The following is a 17,422-nucleotide window of genomic DNA, read 5'->3' as shown; positions in this document are numbered from 1 at the left end:
CGGGGAAATTCCCGTGTGCCGGGATCGACGCCGTGGACGCGGCGCGCGTGCGGTCCGGGCCGGCCGAGGGCCGGGTCGGGCCGGCCCGATCGGTACGCGGCGCGCGGGCCGGGTCAGGCGGGCCGGGCCGATCGGTACGCGGCGCGCGGGCCGGGTCAGGCGGGCCGGACCGGGCCGTACGCGGCATGCGGGCCGGGTCAGTGCCGGTAGAAGATCCGGTCGGCGTACCGGTCGAAGATCCGGCTGTTCCACTCGTGGCCGCCGTCGACGTTGCCGGAGCGCAGCAGCGGGGGTTCGATGCCGCGGTCGGCGAGGACGCCGGCGGTGGTGGCCATGACCGCCTGGAGGAGGGCGGAGGTGACGACGGTGGAGGCGGGGGCGAAGGGGGCCGCGACGGTGTCGAGGGTGAGTTCGGCGTCCCCGACCGCGATCTTGGAGTCGAGGACGATGTCGCAGTGGTCCTTCAGGAACGTCCCCGAGGCGTGCCGGGAGGTGGTCCCGGTCGCGTAGGCCACCGAGGTCACGCCGATGACCCGCACGCCGAGGGCGCGGGCGTGCGCGGCCATCTCCACGGGCAGGGCGTTGCGCCCGGACAGCGAGATGACGATCAGGGCGTCGCCGGAGCGGAGGGGGGAGCTGTCCAGGACCACGGTGGCGAGGCCGTCGACGCGTTCCAGGGCGGAGCCGAGGGTCGCGGGCACGACGTCGACGCCGACGGTGCCGGGAACGGCGAGCAGGTTCATCAGGGCCAGGCCGCCGGCACGATAGACGAGGTCCTGGGCGGCGAGGGAGGAGTGGCCGGCGCCGAAGGCGAACAGGCGGCCGCCCGCGGCCACGGTGTCGGCGAGGAGCGTCCCGGCGGCCGCGATCTGCTCGGCCTCCTCGTCCCGGACCCGCTGGAGCAGGCCGATGGCGGCGTCGAGGAAGTGGCCGGCCGGCGTGCGGTCGCTCATGCGAGGTCCGTCCCTTCGGGGCGACTGTGTGTCGCGGATCACGGTGAGGTCTGGACCAGAGCCGTGTCAATACGGCGCCCGCGACCGGGGTGCGTCAGGGGCTCAGCCGCTCCACGCGCCAGCCGCCGTCCGGCTCGGCGACGTACCGCAGGCGGTCGTGCAGGCGGTTCTCGCGGCCCTGCCAGAACTCCACCGACCGCGGGGCGACCCGGAAGCCGCCCCAGTGCGGCGGTACGGGCACCTGCTCGCCTTCGGGGTAGCGGGCGGCCAGGTCGGCGTAGGAGGCGTCGAGTTCCGTGCGGCCGGCGATCACCGTGGACTGGGCACTGGCCCAGGCGCCGAGCTGGGAGCCGTGCGGGCGGGTGCGGAAGTAGGCGGCGGTCTCGTCGCGGCCGGTGCGGCGGGCCACGCCCTGGACGATGACCTGGCGGGCCATGGGGTGCCAGGGGAAGAGCAGGGAGACGTACGGATTCCCGGCGAGGTCGCGGCCCTTGCGGGAGTCGTAGTTGGTGTAGAAGACGAAACCCTGCTCGTCGAAGGACTTCAGCAGCACCGTGCGGGAGCTGGGCCGGCCGTCGGTGTCCGCGGTGGAGACGATCATGGCGTTGGGCTCGAACAGCCGGGCCTCGGTCGCGGCCTGCTGGAACCAGTGGGCGAACTGGGCGACGGGGGTGGCGGCCAGGTCGGCCTCGGTCAGCCCCTCGGCCCGGTAGTGCATGCGCATGGAGGCGAGGTCGAAGGGGGCGGTTTCACCGGCTTCTCGGTCGGTCACGCGGTCATCTTGCCGTATCCACCGGGCGCGTTCGCGGGGTACCCTCGCCCTCCACCACGGCCCCTGTTGGCACTGAGTGCCGCTCCACTCCCCTTTTGTGGCACTCGGGGTTATGGTGCTGCTGTCGGTCCGATGGGGTGACAGCCGGCCGCACGGGGCATCACAGGGATGCCCACAGGGATGCCCGCCAGGACCGCGAGTCACGGGACGCGACCGTGGATCCGCCGGCGGACGGCCCGATTCCCCACGTCCCGCACCTGATCGCCCTCCCAGTCACCCCCTCGTCACAGCCGTCACAGCCGTCACACCTTCACAGCCGGCACACCGTCCCAGTAGCCCCAGTCGTCCCTGTCGCACCCTCTGTCGCACAGACCACAAGGAGCCGCCTGATGTCCGACTTCGTACCCGGTCTCGAAGGAGTCGTCGCGTTCGAGACGGAGATCGCCGAACCGGACAAGGAGGGCGGCGCCCTTCGGTACCGGGGTGTCGACATCGAGGAACTCGTCGGTCAGGTCTCCTTCGGCAATGTCTGGGGACTGCTGGTCGACGGCGCCTTCGATCCGGGCCTGCCGCCCGCCGAGCCGTTCCCGATCCCCGTGCACTCCGGGGACATCCGCGTGGACGTCCAGTCGGCGCTGGCCATGCTCGCCCCGGTGTGGGGCCTGAAACCGCTGCTGGACATCGACGTGGAGCAGGCGCGCGACAATCTGGCGCGGGCCGCCGTCATGGCGCTGTCGTACGTCGCCCAGTCGGCGCGCGGGCAGGGCGTACCCATGGTGCCGCAGCGGGAGATCGACAAGGCCCGCTCCATCACCGAGCGGTTCATGATCCGCTGGCGGGGCGAGCCGGATCCCAAGCACGTGGCGGCCGTCGACGCGTACTGGACGTCCGCCGCCGAGCACGGCATGAACGCCTCCACGTTCACCGCCCGCGTCATCGCCTCCACCGGCGCCGACGTGGCGGCCGCCCTGTCGGGCGCGGTGGGCGCCATGTCCGGCCCGCTGCACGGCGGCGCGCCCTCCCGGGTCCTGGGCATGATCGAGGAGATCGAGCGGACCGGGGACGCGGAGGGCTACGTCAAGAACGCCCTGGACCGCGGTGAGCGGCTGATGGGGTTCGGCCACCGGGTGTACCGGGCCGAGGACCCACGCGCGCGCGTGCTGCGCCGTACCGCCCGGGAGCTCGGCGCCCCGCGGTACGAGGTCGCCGAGGCCCTGGAGAAGGCCGCCCTGGAGGAGCTGCACAGCCGCCGCCCGGACCGGGTGCTGGCCACGAACGTCGAGTTCTGGGCGGCGATCATGCTGGACTTCGCCCAGGTGCCGGCGCACATGTTCACGTCGATGTTCACGTGCGCGCGTACCGCGGGCTGGTCCGCGCACATCCTGGAGCAGAAGCGCACCGGCCGGCTGGTGCGCCCCTCCGCCCGTTACGTCGGTCCCGGTCCGCGCAGCCCGCGGGAGATCGCGGGCTACGACGGCATCGCGCGCTGACCGAGCGCTTCACCGCACCCGGTCGGCGCATCCGGCGTCACAACCGGCGTCACGCGGGGCTCAGCAGCTCCGCGTGATGCCGCTGGGCGACCAGCGGGTGGGCGCGCAGCTTGCCCTTGAGCTCGTTCAACCCGTACTCCGCGAACAGCGGGTTGCCCGGGTCGTCCGTGACGCCGGGCGCGGTGGGGGCGTGTGGGAAGGGCAGCGGGGCGACGCGGGCGTCCAGGCGCGGGTTGTAGAAGAAGGGCACCGAGAACCGCTCGGTGGCGCCGGGCGGGGAGACGACCCGGTGGTTGGTGGCCACGAGGTAGCCGTTGGTGGCGACCTCCAGCAGCTCTCCGAGGTTGACGACGAACGCGCCCTCGATCGGCGGCACGTCGTGGAAGAGCCCGTCCGCGCGCTGCACCTGGAGCCCGCCGATCCGGTCCTGGAGCAGCAGGGTGAGGAAGCCGTAGTCCTTGTGGGCGCCGACGCCCTGGTCGGTGCCGTCGCCGGCGCTGCCGGGGTAGCGGACGAGCTTGAGGTGCGGGTGGGCGCGCGCGCCGAAGACCGGGTCGTAGAAGTCGGCGGGCGCGCCGATGGCGGTGAGCAGTTCGTGCAGGAGCCTGCGGGCGACGGCGCCGAGCCGGTCGATCCAGGCGAGCGCGGCGGTGCGCAGCTCGGGCAGGGCGGCCGGCCACTGGTTGGGGCCCTGGAGCCACCAGTACGCGGGCTCGCCCGGCCCGGGGACGTGGGCCGGCCGCTCGGCGCCTATGTCGAGCTGGTCGCGCCAGTCCCGGGCGCCGCCGGTGAGCTCGTCCCCGGTGCGCGTGTAGCCCCGGAAGTGGGGCGAGTTGACGTTGTCCAGGGCGAGGCGGTCGGCCTCGGGGAGCCGGAAGAAGGCGTGCATCGCGTCGAGCAGCGCGTCGGTCTCGGCCCGGGTGACGCCGTGCCCGACGAGCTGGAAGAAGCCCACGTCGTGGGCGGCGCCGTGCAACTGCTCGTGCAGCAGCGCCCGTTCACGCGGGCCGCGGTCGGCCGCGGCGAGGTCGATGATGGGGAGCTGGTCGTACGACGGGGTCGTCGCCGTGTTCGTCATGGGTCACGTCCGCAGGGTGTACGGGTCCCGGGCCGCAGCCATGGGTGGGCGCGCGGCGCGGGTGCCGGATGAGAGGAACCGGGTGAGAGGTGCGGGCGATCGGGTCGCCGCGGAAAGGGCCGGGGTCAGGCGGAGCGCCGACAGCCCATGCTCGTGACGCGCACGTAGTCCACGTGGCGGCGTCGCACGAGCAGCAGAAGCATGCGCACAGGGTACTGCGGGGCGGGCGATACGAGTGTGGTCCGGTTCACGTGGTCGCCGGGCCGCGGCCCAGGGCCTCCTCCAGCAGGGCCGCCCACTGGGCCACCACGCGTTCGCGGCGGGCGGTGTCGTCGGTGAGGAGGTTGGCGAGGCCGAGACCGCGGGCCATGTCGAGGAAGCCCTGGACGGTTTCGCGGGTGCCGGGGCGGGCCTCGTCCGCGCCCAGCAGCTCGACCGCTATGCGGTGCGTCTCGCGGCCCACATGGGCCTCCAACTCGGTGACGCGGGGTCGCAGTTGGTCCTCGTTGGAGGCGGCCACCCACAGATGGAGCGCGGCCCGGAAGAGTGGCCCGGTGAAGAGGTCGACGAGGGCGCCGACCACGGCTCGCCGGTCGCCGGCCGCGCCCTCGGGAAACAGGGCGCGCAGGGCGGTGGAGCGTTCCTCGGCCACGTACTCGACGGCGGCGGTGAACAGGTCCTCGCGGGTGGGGAAGTGGTGCTGGGCGGCGCCGCGGGAGACACCGGCGCGTTCGGCGACCACCGAGACCGTGGACCCGGCCCAGCCGTGTTCGGCGAGGCAGGCCACGGCGGCCTGGAGGAGCCGCTGCCGGGTGGCCCGGCTGCGGTCCTGCTTGGGGGCGCGTTCCGCGCGGTCGTGTGTGGTCACACCGCCCATTCCGGATCCCGTCGTTCGAGGAAGGCCGTCATGCCCTCGCGCGCCTGCGCGGAGGAGAACAGCCGGGCCGAGAGCGCGGTCAGGCCGGCCGCGTCCCGGTCGAAGGCTTCCAGCACCCTAGCCGTGAGCAGCCGTTTCGTCTCGGCCAGAGCCTGGGGGGAGGAGCGGCGCAGACCATCGAGGATCGGCTCCAGTACGGCGTCGGCGTCGTCCCCGGCCGCCGTCACCAGCCCGGCCCGGACCGCCTCGGCCGCGTCGAACCGTTCCCCGGTGAGGCAGTGGCGGGCCAGCGCGCGCGGGTCGGCTCGGGGCAGCAGCGGCAGCGAGATGACCGCGGGGGCCACCCCGATGCGCACCTCGGTGAACGCGAAGGTGGCCCGGTGCGAGGCGACGGCGATGTCGCAGGCCGCGAGCAGACCGAGGCCGCCCGCGCGGACGTGTCCGGTGACGCGGGCGACGACCGGCTTGGGCAGTTCGACGATCTGCCGCAGCAGGGCGACCAGCGCGTCGGGCCGGGGAGGGTCGCGCAGGTCGGCGCCCGCGCTGAAGGTGTTGCCGGTGTGGGTGAGGACGACGGCGCGCACGGCGGCGTCCTCGGCGCAGTCTGCGAGAGCGGCGGCGAGTTCCCCGACGAGCGCCGCCGACAGGGCGTTGCGGTTGCCCGGCGAGTCGAGGCTGAGGGCTTCGACGGCACGCGCGCGCGTGCGTGCGATCGTCGTCACGGCCGCTCCCCCGCTTCCCGCGGCTGGTCGGGCCGCTGGTCCCGCAGCCGCCGCCGCAGGATCTTCCCGGAGGCGGCGCGGGGCACCGCGTCGAGGAAGGTGACGTGCCGGACGCGCTTGTAGGGGGCGACGCGTTCGGCGACGTACAGCATCACCTCCGCTTCCGACGGGCCGTCGGCGGACGGCCGGCGCACCACGTACGCGTGCGGTGTCTCGTTGCCGTCGGCGTCGTGCACACCGATGACGGCGGCGTCGGCTATGCCCGGGTGGGTGAGCAGCAGGGCCTCCAGTTCGGCGGGCGCCACCTGGAAGCCCTTGTACTTGATCAGTTCCTTGACCCGGTCGACGACGAACAGCCAGCCGTCGCCGTCCACGTACCCGACGTCGCCGGTGTGCAGCCAGCCGTCGGGGTCGATCATCGCGGCGGTGGCGTCGGGCCGGTCCAGGTAGCCCTTCATCACCTGGGGCCCGCGGATCAGGATCTCGCCCGGCTCGCCGATGCCGAGGTCCTTGTCCGGGTCGGCGAGGGAGACGACGCGCATCTCGGTGGCGGCGATGAGCCGGCCGACCGTGCCGGGGGGCGCGTCGTGCATGGCGTCCAGGGGGACGACGTGGGTGCCCGGGGACAGTTCGGTCATGCCGTAGGCCTGGCCCACCGGTGGCAGACCGAGCCGACGGGAGCAGGCCGCCGCCAGCCGGGCGTCGAGCGGGGCCGCCGCGCTGACGACGTACTTCAGCGACGACAGGTCGTAGCCCGCCACGGCCGGGTGCTTGGCGAGGGCGAGCACGATCGGCGGGGCCACGTACAGGCCGGTGATGCGGTGGTCCTGGATGGCCGCGAGGAAGGTCTCCAGCTCGAAGCGGGGCAGCACGACGACGGTGGCGCCCTGGCGCAGGGGCGCGTTCATCAGGGCGGTGAGCCCGTAGATGTGGAAGAAGGGCAGCACGGCGAGGATCCGGTCGCCGGGCCCGGCCGTGATCGCCGGTTCGAGCTGGGCGAGGTTGGTGGCGATCTGCCGGTGGGTGAGCATCACGCCCTTGGGGGTGCCGGTCGTCCCCGACGAGTACGGCAGCGCCGCGACGTCCTCGGTCGGGTCGATGTCCACGGCCGGTTCGGGAGCGGCACCCGCGAGCATGTCGGGGAGCGAACGGTGCCCGGGGGCGCTGTCGCAGACGAATATCTCCTCCACCCCGCCCGCCAGTTCGGCCGCCCGCCGGGCCGCCGCGAGCAGCGGTGAGACGGTGACGATCCAGCGGGCCGCCGAGTCCTTCAGCTGTTTGGCGAACTCCTCCGGCGTGGCGAGCGGGTGGGAGGTGGTGACCGAGGCACCCGCGCGCGTGGCGGCGTAGAAGGCCACGGGGAACAGGACCGTGTTCGGGCTGTGCAGGGCGAGGACGTCGCCCTTGCGCACGCCGGCCTCGGCGAACGCGGCGGCGACCCGCCGGTGGAAACGGTCCACCTGGTCGTACGTGAGCGTGGTGCCGTCCGTGCCGTCGATCAGCGCGGGGGCCCCGCCGAACCGGGCGGCTCGGCCCAGGACGGCCTCGTGGATGGGCAGTTCTACGGCCGGGACGTCTGCGTACTCGCTGCGGAACACGGTTCCTCCTCGCACACGGCGGGCGGGTCAGTAGGACTTGGGCAGGCCCAGGGTCTGGTGGGAGACGTAGTTGAGAATCATCTCCCGGCTCACCGGGGCGATACGAGCCACGCGTGCGGCCGTTATCAGCGAGGCGAGCCCGAACTCGCGCGTGAGGCCGTTGCCGCCGAGGGTGTGCACGGCCTGGTCGACGGCTCGCACACAGGCCTCACCGGCGGCGTACTTGGCCATGTTGGCGGCCTCCCCCGCACCCACGTCGTCGCCCGCGTCGTACAGGTGGGCCGCCTTCCCCGTCATCAGGCGGGCGAGTTCCAGGTCGATGTGGGCCTGGGCGAGCGGGTGGGCGATGGCCTGGTGGGAGCCGATGGGGGCCTTCCAGACGGTGCGCTCGCGCGCATACTCCACGGCCCGGGCGAGCGCGTGACGCCCCATACCGATCGCGAAGGCGGCCGTCATGATGCGCTCGGGGTTGAGTCCGGCGAACAGTTGCAGCAGGCCCGCGTCCTCTCCCCCACTGCCCGGAACGTGGGAGGCGCTGCCACCGACGAGCGCCTCGGCGGGCAGCCGCACATCGTCCATGACCAGCTCGAACTGCTTCTCGGCGGCGGTGAGTTCCATGTCGATGGGATGCCGCTGGAAGCCGTCCGCGTCCGGCGGGACGATGAACAGGCAGGGCTTGAGGCGGCCGGTGCGCGCGTCCTCGGTGCGGCCGACGACCAGGACGGCGTCGGCGATGTCGACACCGGAGATGAACACCTTGCGGCCGGTGAGCACCCAGTCGCCGCCGTCGCGGCGGGCGGTGGTGGTGATGCGGTGGGAGTTGGAGCCGGCGTCGGGTTCGGTGATGCCGAAGGCCATGGTGCGGGTGCCGTTCGCCAGCGAGGGCAGCCACGCCCGCTTCTGCTCCTCCGTGCCGAACCGGGCGATGACGGTGCCGCAGATGGCGGGTGAGACGACCATCATCAGCAAGGGGCAGCCGGCCGCACCCAGCTCCTCCAGCACGATGGACAGTTCGGTGATGCCACCGCCTCCCCCGCCGTACGCCTCCGGCAGGTTGACGCCGAGGTAGCCGAGTCGGCCTGCCTCGGACCAGAGTTCGGTGGGGTGGCGTCCCTCGGCGACGGTCCGGGTGAGGTAGTCGCGGCCGTAGCGTTTGCCGAGGGCCGCCACGGCGGCTCGCAGGTCCCTGTGTTCTTCGGATTCGGTGACGGGGGTCATTGTCGTCTCCCGGGTGCGAGTGGTGTGTGGTTGCTCGCGCTCACGCGGCGGGGCCGCACGTCGATGCCGCCCCACGCCCCTGGGTTGCCTGCACCACCGCCAGCAGCGTGCCGGGCTCGACCTGTTGTCCGGGGCTCGCGTGCAGGGCCGTGAGGGTGCCCGTGGCCGGGGCCTCGATCCTGTGCTCCATCTTCATCGCCTCCAGCCACAGCAGCGGCTGTCCGGCCCGTACGGCGGCGCCCACGGCCAGTCCGTCGGCGACACGCACGACGGTGCCGGGCATGGGCGCCAGCAGTGAGCCGGGGAGACCCTGGGCGACGGGATCGGGGAAGCGGGGCAGGGCGGTGAGCGCGGTCGGTCCGGCGTACACCCGCTCGCCGTACCGGGCGATCTCGTACCGGCGCCGGATGCCGCCGGCTTCGAGGACGACCAGGCACGCGTCCGCGTGCACCACCCGCACCCCTACGGCGTCGGCGGCCAGACCCGCGCGGGTGTGCCGGTAGCGCACCTCGTGCTCCTCGCCCGCCATCAGGTACCGCTTGACCTGCGGCTGCGAGGGCACGTTGCGCCAGCCGCCGAAGCGGGAGCGGCCGTGCGCGTCGGCGAGCGCGGCGGCCAGGGGCGCGTACGGGTCGGGGGCGGGCGCGGCCAGGTCGGCGAGATGGCGGTCGTAGAAGCCGGTGTCCATACGGCCGCGTCCGAACTCCTCGTGCCGCAGGGACCGCACGAGCAGGTCGCGGTTGGTGACCGGGCCGTGGACGGCGGCCCGCTCCAGCGCGCCGGCGAGCTTGCGCAGCGCCTCCGCGCGCGTGGGGGCGTGGGCGACGGCCTTGGCGAGCAGCGGGTCGTAGTGGACGCCGATCGTGTCCCCGTCGCCGTAGCCGGTGTCCAGGCGGACGCCGGGGACGGACAGTCGGTGCAGGGTGCCGGTCTGCGGGGCCCAGTCGCGGGCCGGGTCCTCGGCGTACAGGCGGGCCTCGACCGCGTGCCCGCGCGCGAGGGGCGGTTCGGCGTCCAGGGCGTGGCCCTCGGCGACACGGATCTGCAGGGCGACCAGGTCCACGCCGAACACGGCCTCCGTGACCGGGTGTTCCACCTGGAGGCGGGTGTTCATCTCCAGGAAGTGCGCCCTGCCGTCGGCCACCAGGAACTCGACGGTCCCCGCGCCGGTGTAGTCGACGGCCCGCGCGGCCCGTACGGCCAGCTCGTGCAACTCCCGCTCGGTGTTCGCGGGAAGCCCGGGCGCCGGGGCCTCCTCGACGACCTTCTGGTGGCGCCGCTGGAGGGAGCAGTCACGCGTGCCCAGCGTCCACACGGTGCCGTGGGTGTCGGCGAGGACCTGCACCTCCACGTGCCGCCCGCCCGCCTCGCCCCCGAGGTACGGCTCGACGAACACCTCGCCGTCACCGAAGGCGCTCAGCGCCTCCGCGCGCGCGGCCGCCAGTTCGGCGTCCAGGTCCCCGAGCCGCCGTACGATCCTCATCCCGCGCCCGCCGCCGCCCGCGGCGGCCTTCACGAGGACCGGCAGATCGGCCTCGGTGACCTCGCGCAGGGGCCGCACGCCCATCAGCTCCTTGGCGCGGGTCTTGGACGCCATCGCCTCGACGGCCCGCGGGGACGGCCCGATCCAGACCAGGCCCGCGTCCAGGACGGCCCGCGCGAAGCCGGCGTTCTCGGCGAGGAAGCCGTAGCCCGGGTGCACGGCGTCCGCGCCGGCCGCCACCGCCGCCTTCACGATCAGGTCGCCGCGCAGATACGTCTCGGCGGGCGTCACGCCCGGCAGGCGCACCGCGGTGTCGGCCACGCGCGTGTGGAGGGCGCTCTCATCGGCGTCCGAGTGCACGGCGACCGTCCGGATGCCCAGCTCGGCGCAGGTGCGGAAGACACGGCAGGCGATCTCGCCCCGGTTGGCGACGAGCAGAGAAGAAATCAAGGGATCCCTCACATCCGGAAGACTCCGAAGCCGCCGCGCGCGCCCTCGAAGGGCGCGGTGTGGACGGCCGACAGGCACAGGCCGAGGACGGTGCGGGTGTCGCGCGGGTCGATGACGCCGTCGTCGTACAGCCGCCCGGACAGGAACACCGGCAGCGACTCGGACTCGATCTGCCGCTCCACCATCGTCCGCAGCGCGGCGTCCGCCTCCTCGTCGTACGGCTGCCCCTTGGCGGCCGCCGACTGCCGGGCCACGATCGACAGCACGCCCGCGAGCTGCTGCGGCCCCATGACGGCGGACTTGGCGCTGGGCCAGGCGAACAGGAAGCGGGGGTCGTAGGCCCGTCCGCACATGCCGTAGTGCCCGGCGCCGTAGGACGCCCCCATGAGGACGGACAGGTGCGGGACGCGCGAGTTGGACACCGCGTTGATCATCATCGCGCCGTGCTTGACGATGCCGCCCTGCTCGTACTCCCGGCCGACCATGTAGCCGGTGGTGTTGTGCAGGAACAGCAGCGGTACGTCCCGCTGGTTGGCGAGCTGGATGAACTGGGCCGCCTTCTGCGACTCCTCGCTGAACAGCACGCCCTGGGCGTTGGCGAGGACGCCGACGGGGTAGCCGTGCAGGGTGGCCCAGCCGGTGGCCAGGCTCGTCCCGTACAGCGGCTTGAACTCGTCGAAGTCGGAGGCGTCGACGATCCGGGCGATGACCTCGCGCGGGTCGAAGGGGATCCGCAGATCGCCGGGAACGATGCCCAGAAGCTCCTCCGCGTCGTACTCGGGTGGCGCCGCGGCGGGCGGATCGGGGTACGCCTTGCGGTGGTTGAGGCGGGCGACGACCCGGCGGGCCTGCCGCAGGGCGTCGGGCTCGTCGAGGGCGAAGTAGTCGGCGAGACCGGACACGCGCGCGTGCATCTCGGCGCCGCCCAGGGACTCGTCGTCGCTCTCCTCGCCGGTGGCCATCTTCACCAGCGGCGGGCCGCCGAGGAACACCTTGGCCCGTTCCTTGACCATGATCACGTGGTCGGACAGGCCGGGGATGTACGCGCCCCCGGCGGTCGAGTTGCCGAACACGACGGCGACGGTCGGGATGCCGGCCGCCGACAGCCGGGTCAGGTCCCGGAAGACGGCGCCTCCGGGGATGAAGATCTCCTTCTGGGACGGCAGATCGGCGCCCCCGGACTCGACGAGGCTGACGCAGGGCAGCCGGTTGGCGAGCGCGATGTCGTTGGCCCGCAGCGCCTTCCTCAGGCTCCACGGATTGCTGGCGCCGCCGCGCACGGTCGGGTCGTTGGCGGTGATCAGGCATTCCACGCCCTCGACGACCCCGATCCCGGTGACCAGCGAGGCGCCCACGGTGTAGTCGCTGCCCCACCCGGCCAGCGGCGACAGCTCCAGGAACGGCGTGTCGGGGTCGAGCAGCAGCTCGATCCGTTCACGGGCGAGCAGTTTGCCGCGCCGCCGGTGCCGCTCGACGTACTTCGTACCGCCGCCCGCGAGCGCCTTGGCGTGCTCGGCGTCGAGTGCGGCCAGCTTGCCGAGCATGGCCTCGCGGTGGGCCTTGTACTCGGCGGAGCCGGTGTCCAGGGCGGAGGAAAGGACCGTCACCAGACGCCTCCGGGGATGCTCTGGCCTGCAGCCCTGGGAGAAAGGGGACTCTTCCGGAACAGGGCCGCGACAGGCGAATCGCCTTTTGTGATGGCAACACGAAGCGTGGTCGGATCCGGTTTCCCGGAGCGGGGAGCGTACGCATGGCGTGTCCGGCGAGACCCAGAAAACTGAACATACGTCCCATGGATCGCCAGTTGGGGTGGCGGCTGCTGAATGACGGTACGGATGTACGGGTGCCGCACGTACGGTCTGGTGGTGGACGCCGGGTGCTCCGGTCGGGTGGGGCCGAATGACAGGGCGGGGGTGGCGGCATGGCAGCAGGACAAGCGGATGGGGCCGGGCATGTTCGGTACACCTACCGACTGCGGGTATCGGCCACTGCCCGTGCGGCGCTGCTGGCCGAGTGGGGCCGGTGCCGGTGGGTGTGGAACGAGTGCGTAGCTCGCTCGAAGAAGGCACATACGGAGGGCGAGGGGTGCGGTCCGGCGCGGCTGGATCGGATGCTGACCGAGGCACGCGCTCTCACACCCTGGCTGGCCGAGGGGGCATCGGTTCCGCAGCAGCAACTGATCCGCGACTTCGGCAAGTCCCGCGCAAAAGCGCTGAAAGACATCAAGGACCGGCTGCCGGTGAGGCTGCGGGCCGGGATGCCGGGCTACAAGAAGAAGCACGAAGTCGATCCGACCCCGAACTACACGCGGCGTGGTTTCCGGCTCAAGGGCGGCCGACTGCATCTGACGGGCGGGATCGTCCTGACTGTGGTGTGGTCCCGGAGTCTGCCCGCCGAGCCCTCGTCGGTACGGGTGTACCGGGACAGCGTTGGCGCCTGGTACGCCTCGTTCGTCGTCCCTGCCGGGTTTGAGCCGTTGCCGGAGACCGGCCGGGCGCTCGGTGTGGACTGGGGGGTGAAGGAGATCGCAACCACCACCAGCGACGCCCACGACCTGCCCCACCCCGAGCTCGGCCGGAAAGCCAAGGCGAAGCTGTCGCGGTACGACCGGATGACGGCCCGCCGCAAACCCGCCAAGGGGCAGGCAGCATCGAAGGGCTACAAGGAGGCGAAGAAGTGGCGGGCGAAGACCTACCAGAAGCTCGCCCGGCAGCGGCAGGACGCCGCTCGCAAGTGGGCGAAGAAGGCCGTGCGGGACCATGACGTCATCGCCGTGGAGGACTTCCGCCCCAAGTTTCTCGCCAAGACCTCGATGGCGCGCAAGGCAGCAGACGCCGCGATCGGTGTTACGAAGAAGGCCCTGCTCGAGATGGGCCGCAAGCATGGGCGAGACATCCGCCTCGTGAACCCCGCGCACACCACCATGGACTGCGCATCGTGCGGAGCGAGAACCAAGCACGCACTTCCCCTTTCAGAACGTACCTACACCTGCACCGCGTGCGGAGTCGTGTCTCCCAGAGACAAGAACTCCGCCCGCGTGATGCTGGTCCGGGCTGGTCTGAACCCGGCTGGTGTCGAGGGCGTAAGGCCTCTTAGAGCGCCGCTCCAAGAGGCCGCCTGAGCCAGGAATTCCCCTGAGTTCGCAGGGGGAGCAGTCAAAGCAGGGCCTCCGGTATGTCCAGGTGGCGGGAACGCAGCCATTCGCCCAGTGCCTTGGCCTGCGGGTCGAAGCGGTGCTGGGCGGCGGCGCCCTCGCCGAGGATCCCGCGGACGACGAAGTTGAGGGCGCGCAGATCGGGCAGTACGTGCCGTTCCACGGCCAGCGTCCGGCTCTCCGGGACCAACTGCCGGAACGTCTCGGTCGTCAGCGCGTGCGCGAGCCACCGCCAGCCCTGTTCCGAGCGCGCCCACACGCCGACGTTGGCGTCACCGCCCTTGTCCCCGCTGCGCGCCCCGGCGACGAGTCCGAGGGGGGCCCGCCGCGTGGGACCGTCCGGGAGGGGGTCCGGCAGCGGCGGCCGCTCCACGTCCTCAAGGGCGTGCGTCTCCTCGGGCGGTGGCACGGCGACACGGCGGCCGTCGTGGAGGACGGCCACCTGCTCGACGGCGTCCTGGGGGACGTACACGGCCTCGAAGACGCCGTAGGGCGCGCCCTTCCCGGGAGGCGCCGGCATGTGGAAGCCGGGGTATCCGGCGAGCGCCAGCTCCACGGCGGACCCGCTGAACACCCGCCCCACCGCCCGCGGGTCCCGGTCCCGTACGACCAGCCGGAGCAGGGCGCTCGCCGTCTCCTCGGTACCGGCGTCGGCCCGGTCGGTCCGCACCAGGTCCCAGCGCACCTCGCCGGGAGGTGACCCGGCGGACCCGAGCGCGTCCCGCATCTGCTGCCGCACCAGCTCGGCCTTGCGCTCGATGTCGAGTCCGGTGAGGACGAAGGTGACCTCGTTGCGGAAGCCGCCGAGGCGGTTGAGGCCCACCTTGAGGGCGGGCGGCGGGGCCTCCCCGCGCACGCCCTCGACGCGCACCCGGTCGGGTCCGTCCTGACCGAGCCTTACGGTGTCCAGCCGCGTGGTGACATCGGGCCCGGCGTACCGGGCGCCGCCCGTCTCGTACAGCAGTTGGGCCGTCACCGTGCCGACGTCCACCACCCCGCCGCTGCCGGGATGCTTGGTGATCACGCAGCTGCCGTCCTCGTGGATCTCGGCGAGCGGGAAACCGGGGTGGCGCAGCCGGTCGAGGGCGTGGTCGGCGAAGAAGGCGTAGTTGCCGCCGGTGGCCTGGGCGCCGCACTCCAGCACGTGCCCGGCGACGACGGCGCCCGCCAGCCGGTCGTACTCCTCCGGCCGCCAGCCGAAGTGGGCGGCGGCGGGCCCGGTGACCAGGGCGGCGTCCGTGACCCGCCCGGTGACCACGACGTCGGCGCCCGCGCGCAGGCAGGCGGCGATCCCGAAGCCGCCGAGGTAGGCGTGGGCGGCGAGGGGGGCGTCCCCGGCGGGGGCGGAGGCGAGGGCACGGGAGAGGCTGGCGGTGAGGTCGTCGCCCTCGACGTGGGCCACGCGCACCGGGATGCCGAGCCGTTCGGCCAGCTCCCGTAAGCGGCCGGCGAGCCCGGCCGGATTGAGCCCGCCCGCGTTGGTCACGATCTTCACGGACCGCTCGTGGGCGAGTCCGAGGCACTCCTCCATCTGCCGCAGGAAGGTGCGGGCGTAGCCGGCCGCCGGGTCCTTGAGCCGGTCCCGGGCCAGGATGAGCATGGTCAGCTCGGCGAGGTAGTCGCCGGTGAGGACGTCCAGTTCACCGCCGGTGAGCATCTCGCGCACGGCGTCGAACCGGTCGCCGTAGAAGCCGGAGGCGTTGCCGATGCGCAGGGTCATCCGGCGGCCCCCTTGGGCGCCCGCCCTCCACCGGGCGGACCGGCGAAGGCCTGGGCGATGTCCAGCCAGCGGTCGGCGTCCGGCCCCTCGGCGCGTACCGCGAGGTCGGCGCGGTGGGCGCGCTGGGTGACCAGGAGGCAGAAGTCGAGGGCGGACCCGGTGACCCGCTGCCCGGCGTCCTCGGGACCGTACGTCCACAGCTCCCCGGAGGGACCTCGGACCTCCACGCGGAACGCCTCCGCGGGCGCGGGCAGCCCGTGCGCGCCGAAGGCGAAGTCCCGCGCCCGCACCCCGATGCGCACCACATGCCTGAGCCGGTCGGTGGGTGCGCGCACCACACCGAGCGCGTCGGCCACGTCCTGTCCGTGCGCCCAGGTCTCCATCAGCCGCCCGGTCGCCATGGAGGCGGCCGACATGGGCGGCCCGTACCAGGGGAAGCGGGCCCCGGGCGGCGCCGCCCGCAATGCCCGGTCGAGCGCGGCCCGCCCCTCCCGCCAGCGCGCCGGCAACTCGTCCGGCGGCAGCCGTGCGCCCTCCTCCGCCCCCTGGTCGACGAACGTCCCGGGCGCGGCGAGCGCCTCCTCGACCCGCGCCTGAAAGCCCTCCGGGTCGGTGACGGCGAGAAGCGCGGACCGGTCGGTCCAGGCGAGATGGGCGATCTGATGCGCGACGCTCCATCCGGCCGCGGGCGTCGGCCGCCGCCACTCCGCAGGACTCAGCCCGGCGACAAGCCGATCGAGTTCGTCACCCTCAACACGCAGATCGTCGAACACCAGCGTCGGATCGGCCATGCGGGGAGCATGGCAGCGAGCCTCGAAACAATCAAGCGTGCTTGCATGAATTCATGGCCCGGCGCGCGGTGCCGAGGACCGGAACCGGTCAGGGGATCCGGCGCTGGGCCGGGACCCGTCAGGGGTGCGCCTCCGGAAGCGGGGGCACCGCCTTCGCCCGTCCCACCTGGGTGCGGACCGCGCCCATGCTCGCCGCGATGACCAGGACGATGGCCGTGGCCTGGAGGGCGGAGAGGGACTGGCCGAGGATGAGGAAGCCGGCCGAGGCGGCGAGGGCCGGTTCCAGGCTCATGAGGATGGCGAAGGTGGAGGCGGGCAGGCGGCGCAGGGCGAGCAGTTCGAGGGTGTACGGCAGGACGGAGGACAGCACGGCCACCCCCGCGCCCAGGGCGAACGTCGACGGGACGAGCAGCTTCGACCCGGACTCGGCGATCCCCAGCGGCAGGAAAAGCAGCGCGCCGACCGCCATCGCCAGGGCCAGCCCGTCGGCCTGCGGGAAGCGCCGGCCGGTACGGGCGCTGAAGACGATGTACGCCGCCCACATCACGCCCGCGCTCAGCGCGAAGCCGACACCGGCGGGGTCGAGGCTGTCGAAACTCCCGCCGCCGAGCAGGAAGACACCGGCCAGGGCCAGGGCGGCCCACACGAAGTTGATCGCGCGGCGCGAGGCCAGCACCGACAGGGCGAGCGGGCCGAGCACTTCGAGGGTGACGGCGGGGCCGAGCGGGATGCGGGCGGCCGCCTGGTAGAAGAGGCCGTTCATCCCGGCCATCGCGATGCCGAAGACGACGACCGTGCCCCAGTCGGCGCGCGAGTGCCCGCGCAGCCGGGGCCGGCAGACCAGCAGCAGCACGATCGCGGCCACCAGCAGCCGCAGGGTCACCACGCCGAGCGCGCCCGCCCGCGGCATCAGCGTCACGGCCACCGCGGCGCCGAACTGCACCGAGATGCCCCCGGCCAGGACCAGCCCGACCGGACCGAGCGAGCCGAAACGGCCCGGGGACCCGGGCGCGGGCGCGGTGGCCGGCGCGGAGGTGACCGGGGAGGGAGAGGAAGGTGTGGCGGCGCTGGGCGTGGTCACGGGGCGGTCCAGGTACTGGGTTAGGGGTTTGTGCA

14 protein-coding genes are annotated in these 17,422 nt (G+C 73.1%); 2 read left to right on the top strand and 12 right to left on the bottom strand.

All coding sequences use genetic code 11. The features are described 5' to 3' along the window. Positions 1–197: 197 nt before the first annotated feature. Positions 198–953, bottom strand: coding sequence for an SIS domain-containing protein (locus TNCT6_RS17230; protein ID WP_141360208.1), 756 nt, complete (start codon positions 951–953; stop codon positions 198–200). A gap of 94 nt (positions 954–1,047) precedes the next feature. Further along, positions 1,048–1,725 carry a pyridoxamine 5'-phosphate oxidase gene (gene pdxH, locus TNCT6_RS17225; RefSeq protein WP_141360207.1) on the bottom strand — a complete coding sequence of 226 codons (678 nt, stop codon included), beginning with the start codon at positions 1,723–1,725 and terminating at the stop codon, positions 1,048–1,050. Between the two features lie 389 nt (positions 1,726–2,114). Between pdxH and TNCT6_RS17220 the strand changes: the two genes are divergently transcribed. Next, positions 2,115–3,215, top strand: a complete 1,101-nt coding sequence (locus TNCT6_RS17220) for a citrate synthase 2 (protein ID WP_141360206.1) — start codon at positions 2,115–2,117, stop codon at positions 3,213–3,215. A gap of 49 nt (positions 3,216–3,264) precedes the next feature. Here the strand turns inward: TNCT6_RS17220 and TNCT6_RS17215 are convergent, their stop codons facing one another. From TNCT6_RS17215 to TNCT6_RS17185, 7 genes are all read right to left on the bottom strand, one after another. After that, the gene (locus TNCT6_RS17215) at positions 3,265–4,293 is read right to left on the bottom strand and encodes an isopenicillin N synthase family oxygenase (protein ID WP_141360205.1); all 1,029 of its coding nucleotides are present in this window, start codon (positions 4,291–4,293) and stop codon (positions 3,265–3,267) included. A gap of 247 nt (positions 4,294–4,540) precedes the next feature. Continuing rightward, the gene (locus tag TNCT6_RS17210) at positions 4,541–5,170 is read right to left on the bottom strand and encodes a TetR/AcrR family transcriptional regulator (protein ID WP_141360204.1); all 630 of its coding nucleotides are present in this window, start codon (positions 5,168–5,170) and stop codon (positions 4,541–4,543) included. Continuing rightward, a complete protein-coding gene (locus TNCT6_RS17205; RefSeq protein ID WP_141360203.1) occupies positions 5,158–5,892 on the bottom strand; it encodes an enoyl-CoA hydratase family protein in 735 nt (244 codons plus the stop codon). The genes TNCT6_RS17210 and TNCT6_RS17205 overlap by 13 nt, the downstream gene beginning before the upstream one ends. After that, the gene (locus TNCT6_RS17200; RefSeq protein WP_141360202.1) at positions 5,889–7,490 is read right to left on the bottom strand and encodes a 4-coumarate--CoA ligase family protein; all 1,602 of its coding nucleotides are present in this window, start codon (positions 7,488–7,490) and stop codon (positions 5,889–5,891) included. The genes TNCT6_RS17205 and TNCT6_RS17200 overlap by 4 nt, the downstream gene beginning before the upstream one ends. Before the next feature lie 27 nt (positions 7,491–7,517). Next, entirely contained in the window at positions 7,518–8,708 is a 1,191-nt protein-coding gene (locus TNCT6_RS17195) for an acyl-CoA dehydrogenase family protein (protein WP_141360201.1), read from the bottom strand. 40 nt (positions 8,709–8,748) lie between these two features. Beyond that, positions 8,749–10,641, bottom strand: a complete 1,893-nt coding sequence (locus TNCT6_RS17190; RefSeq protein WP_141360200.1) for a biotin carboxylase N-terminal domain-containing protein — start codon at positions 10,639–10,641, stop codon at positions 8,749–8,751. Positions 10,642–10,649: 8 nt separating this feature from the next. Then, positions 10,650–12,248: an acyl-CoA carboxylase subunit beta gene (locus tag TNCT6_RS17185; RefSeq protein ID WP_141360199.1), complete on the bottom strand. Its 1,599-nt coding sequence runs from the start codon at positions 12,246–12,248 to the stop codon at positions 10,650–10,652. Between the two features lie 314 nt (positions 12,249–12,562). Here TNCT6_RS17185 and TNCT6_RS17180 point away from each other — a divergent pair, with 314 nt between their 5' ends. Next, positions 12,563–13,762 (top strand): RNA-guided endonuclease TnpB family protein, encoded by a 1,200-nt coding sequence (locus tag TNCT6_RS17180; protein WP_141360198.1) that lies wholly within the window; start codon positions 12,563–12,565, stop codon positions 13,760–13,762. Positions 13,763–13,796: 34 nt separating this feature from the next. On the opposite strand, the gene TNCT6_RS17175 is transcribed toward TNCT6_RS17180, so the two are convergent. The 3 genes from TNCT6_RS17175 to TNCT6_RS17165 form a co-directional block, all read right to left on the bottom strand. Continuing rightward, a complete protein-coding gene (locus TNCT6_RS17175) occupies positions 13,797–15,515 on the bottom strand; it encodes an acyclic terpene utilization AtuA family protein (protein WP_141360197.1) in 1,719 nt (572 codons plus the stop codon). Next, positions 15,512–16,306: a TIGR03084 family metal-binding protein gene (locus TNCT6_RS17170; RefSeq protein ID WP_141360196.1), complete on the bottom strand. Its 795-nt coding sequence runs from the start codon at positions 16,304–16,306 to the stop codon at positions 15,512–15,514. Before TNCT6_RS17170 ends, TNCT6_RS17175 begins: the two co-directional genes overlap by 4 nt. Before the next feature lie 118 nt (positions 16,307–16,424). After that, positions 16,425–17,387: a DMT family transporter gene (locus tag TNCT6_RS17165; RefSeq protein ID WP_172633216.1), complete on the bottom strand. Its 963-nt coding sequence runs from the start codon at positions 17,385–17,387 to the stop codon at positions 16,425–16,427. Positions 17,388–17,422: the final 35 nt, after the last annotated feature.

The sequence above is a fragment of the Streptomyces sp. 6-11-2 genome, assembly GCF_006540305.1.
Classification (GTDB): domain Bacteria; phylum Actinomycetota; class Actinomycetes; order Streptomycetales; family Streptomycetaceae; genus Streptomyces.
Note: the sequence above shows the minus strand (reverse complement) of the source record. Positions and strands in the feature narration are given on the sequence as shown.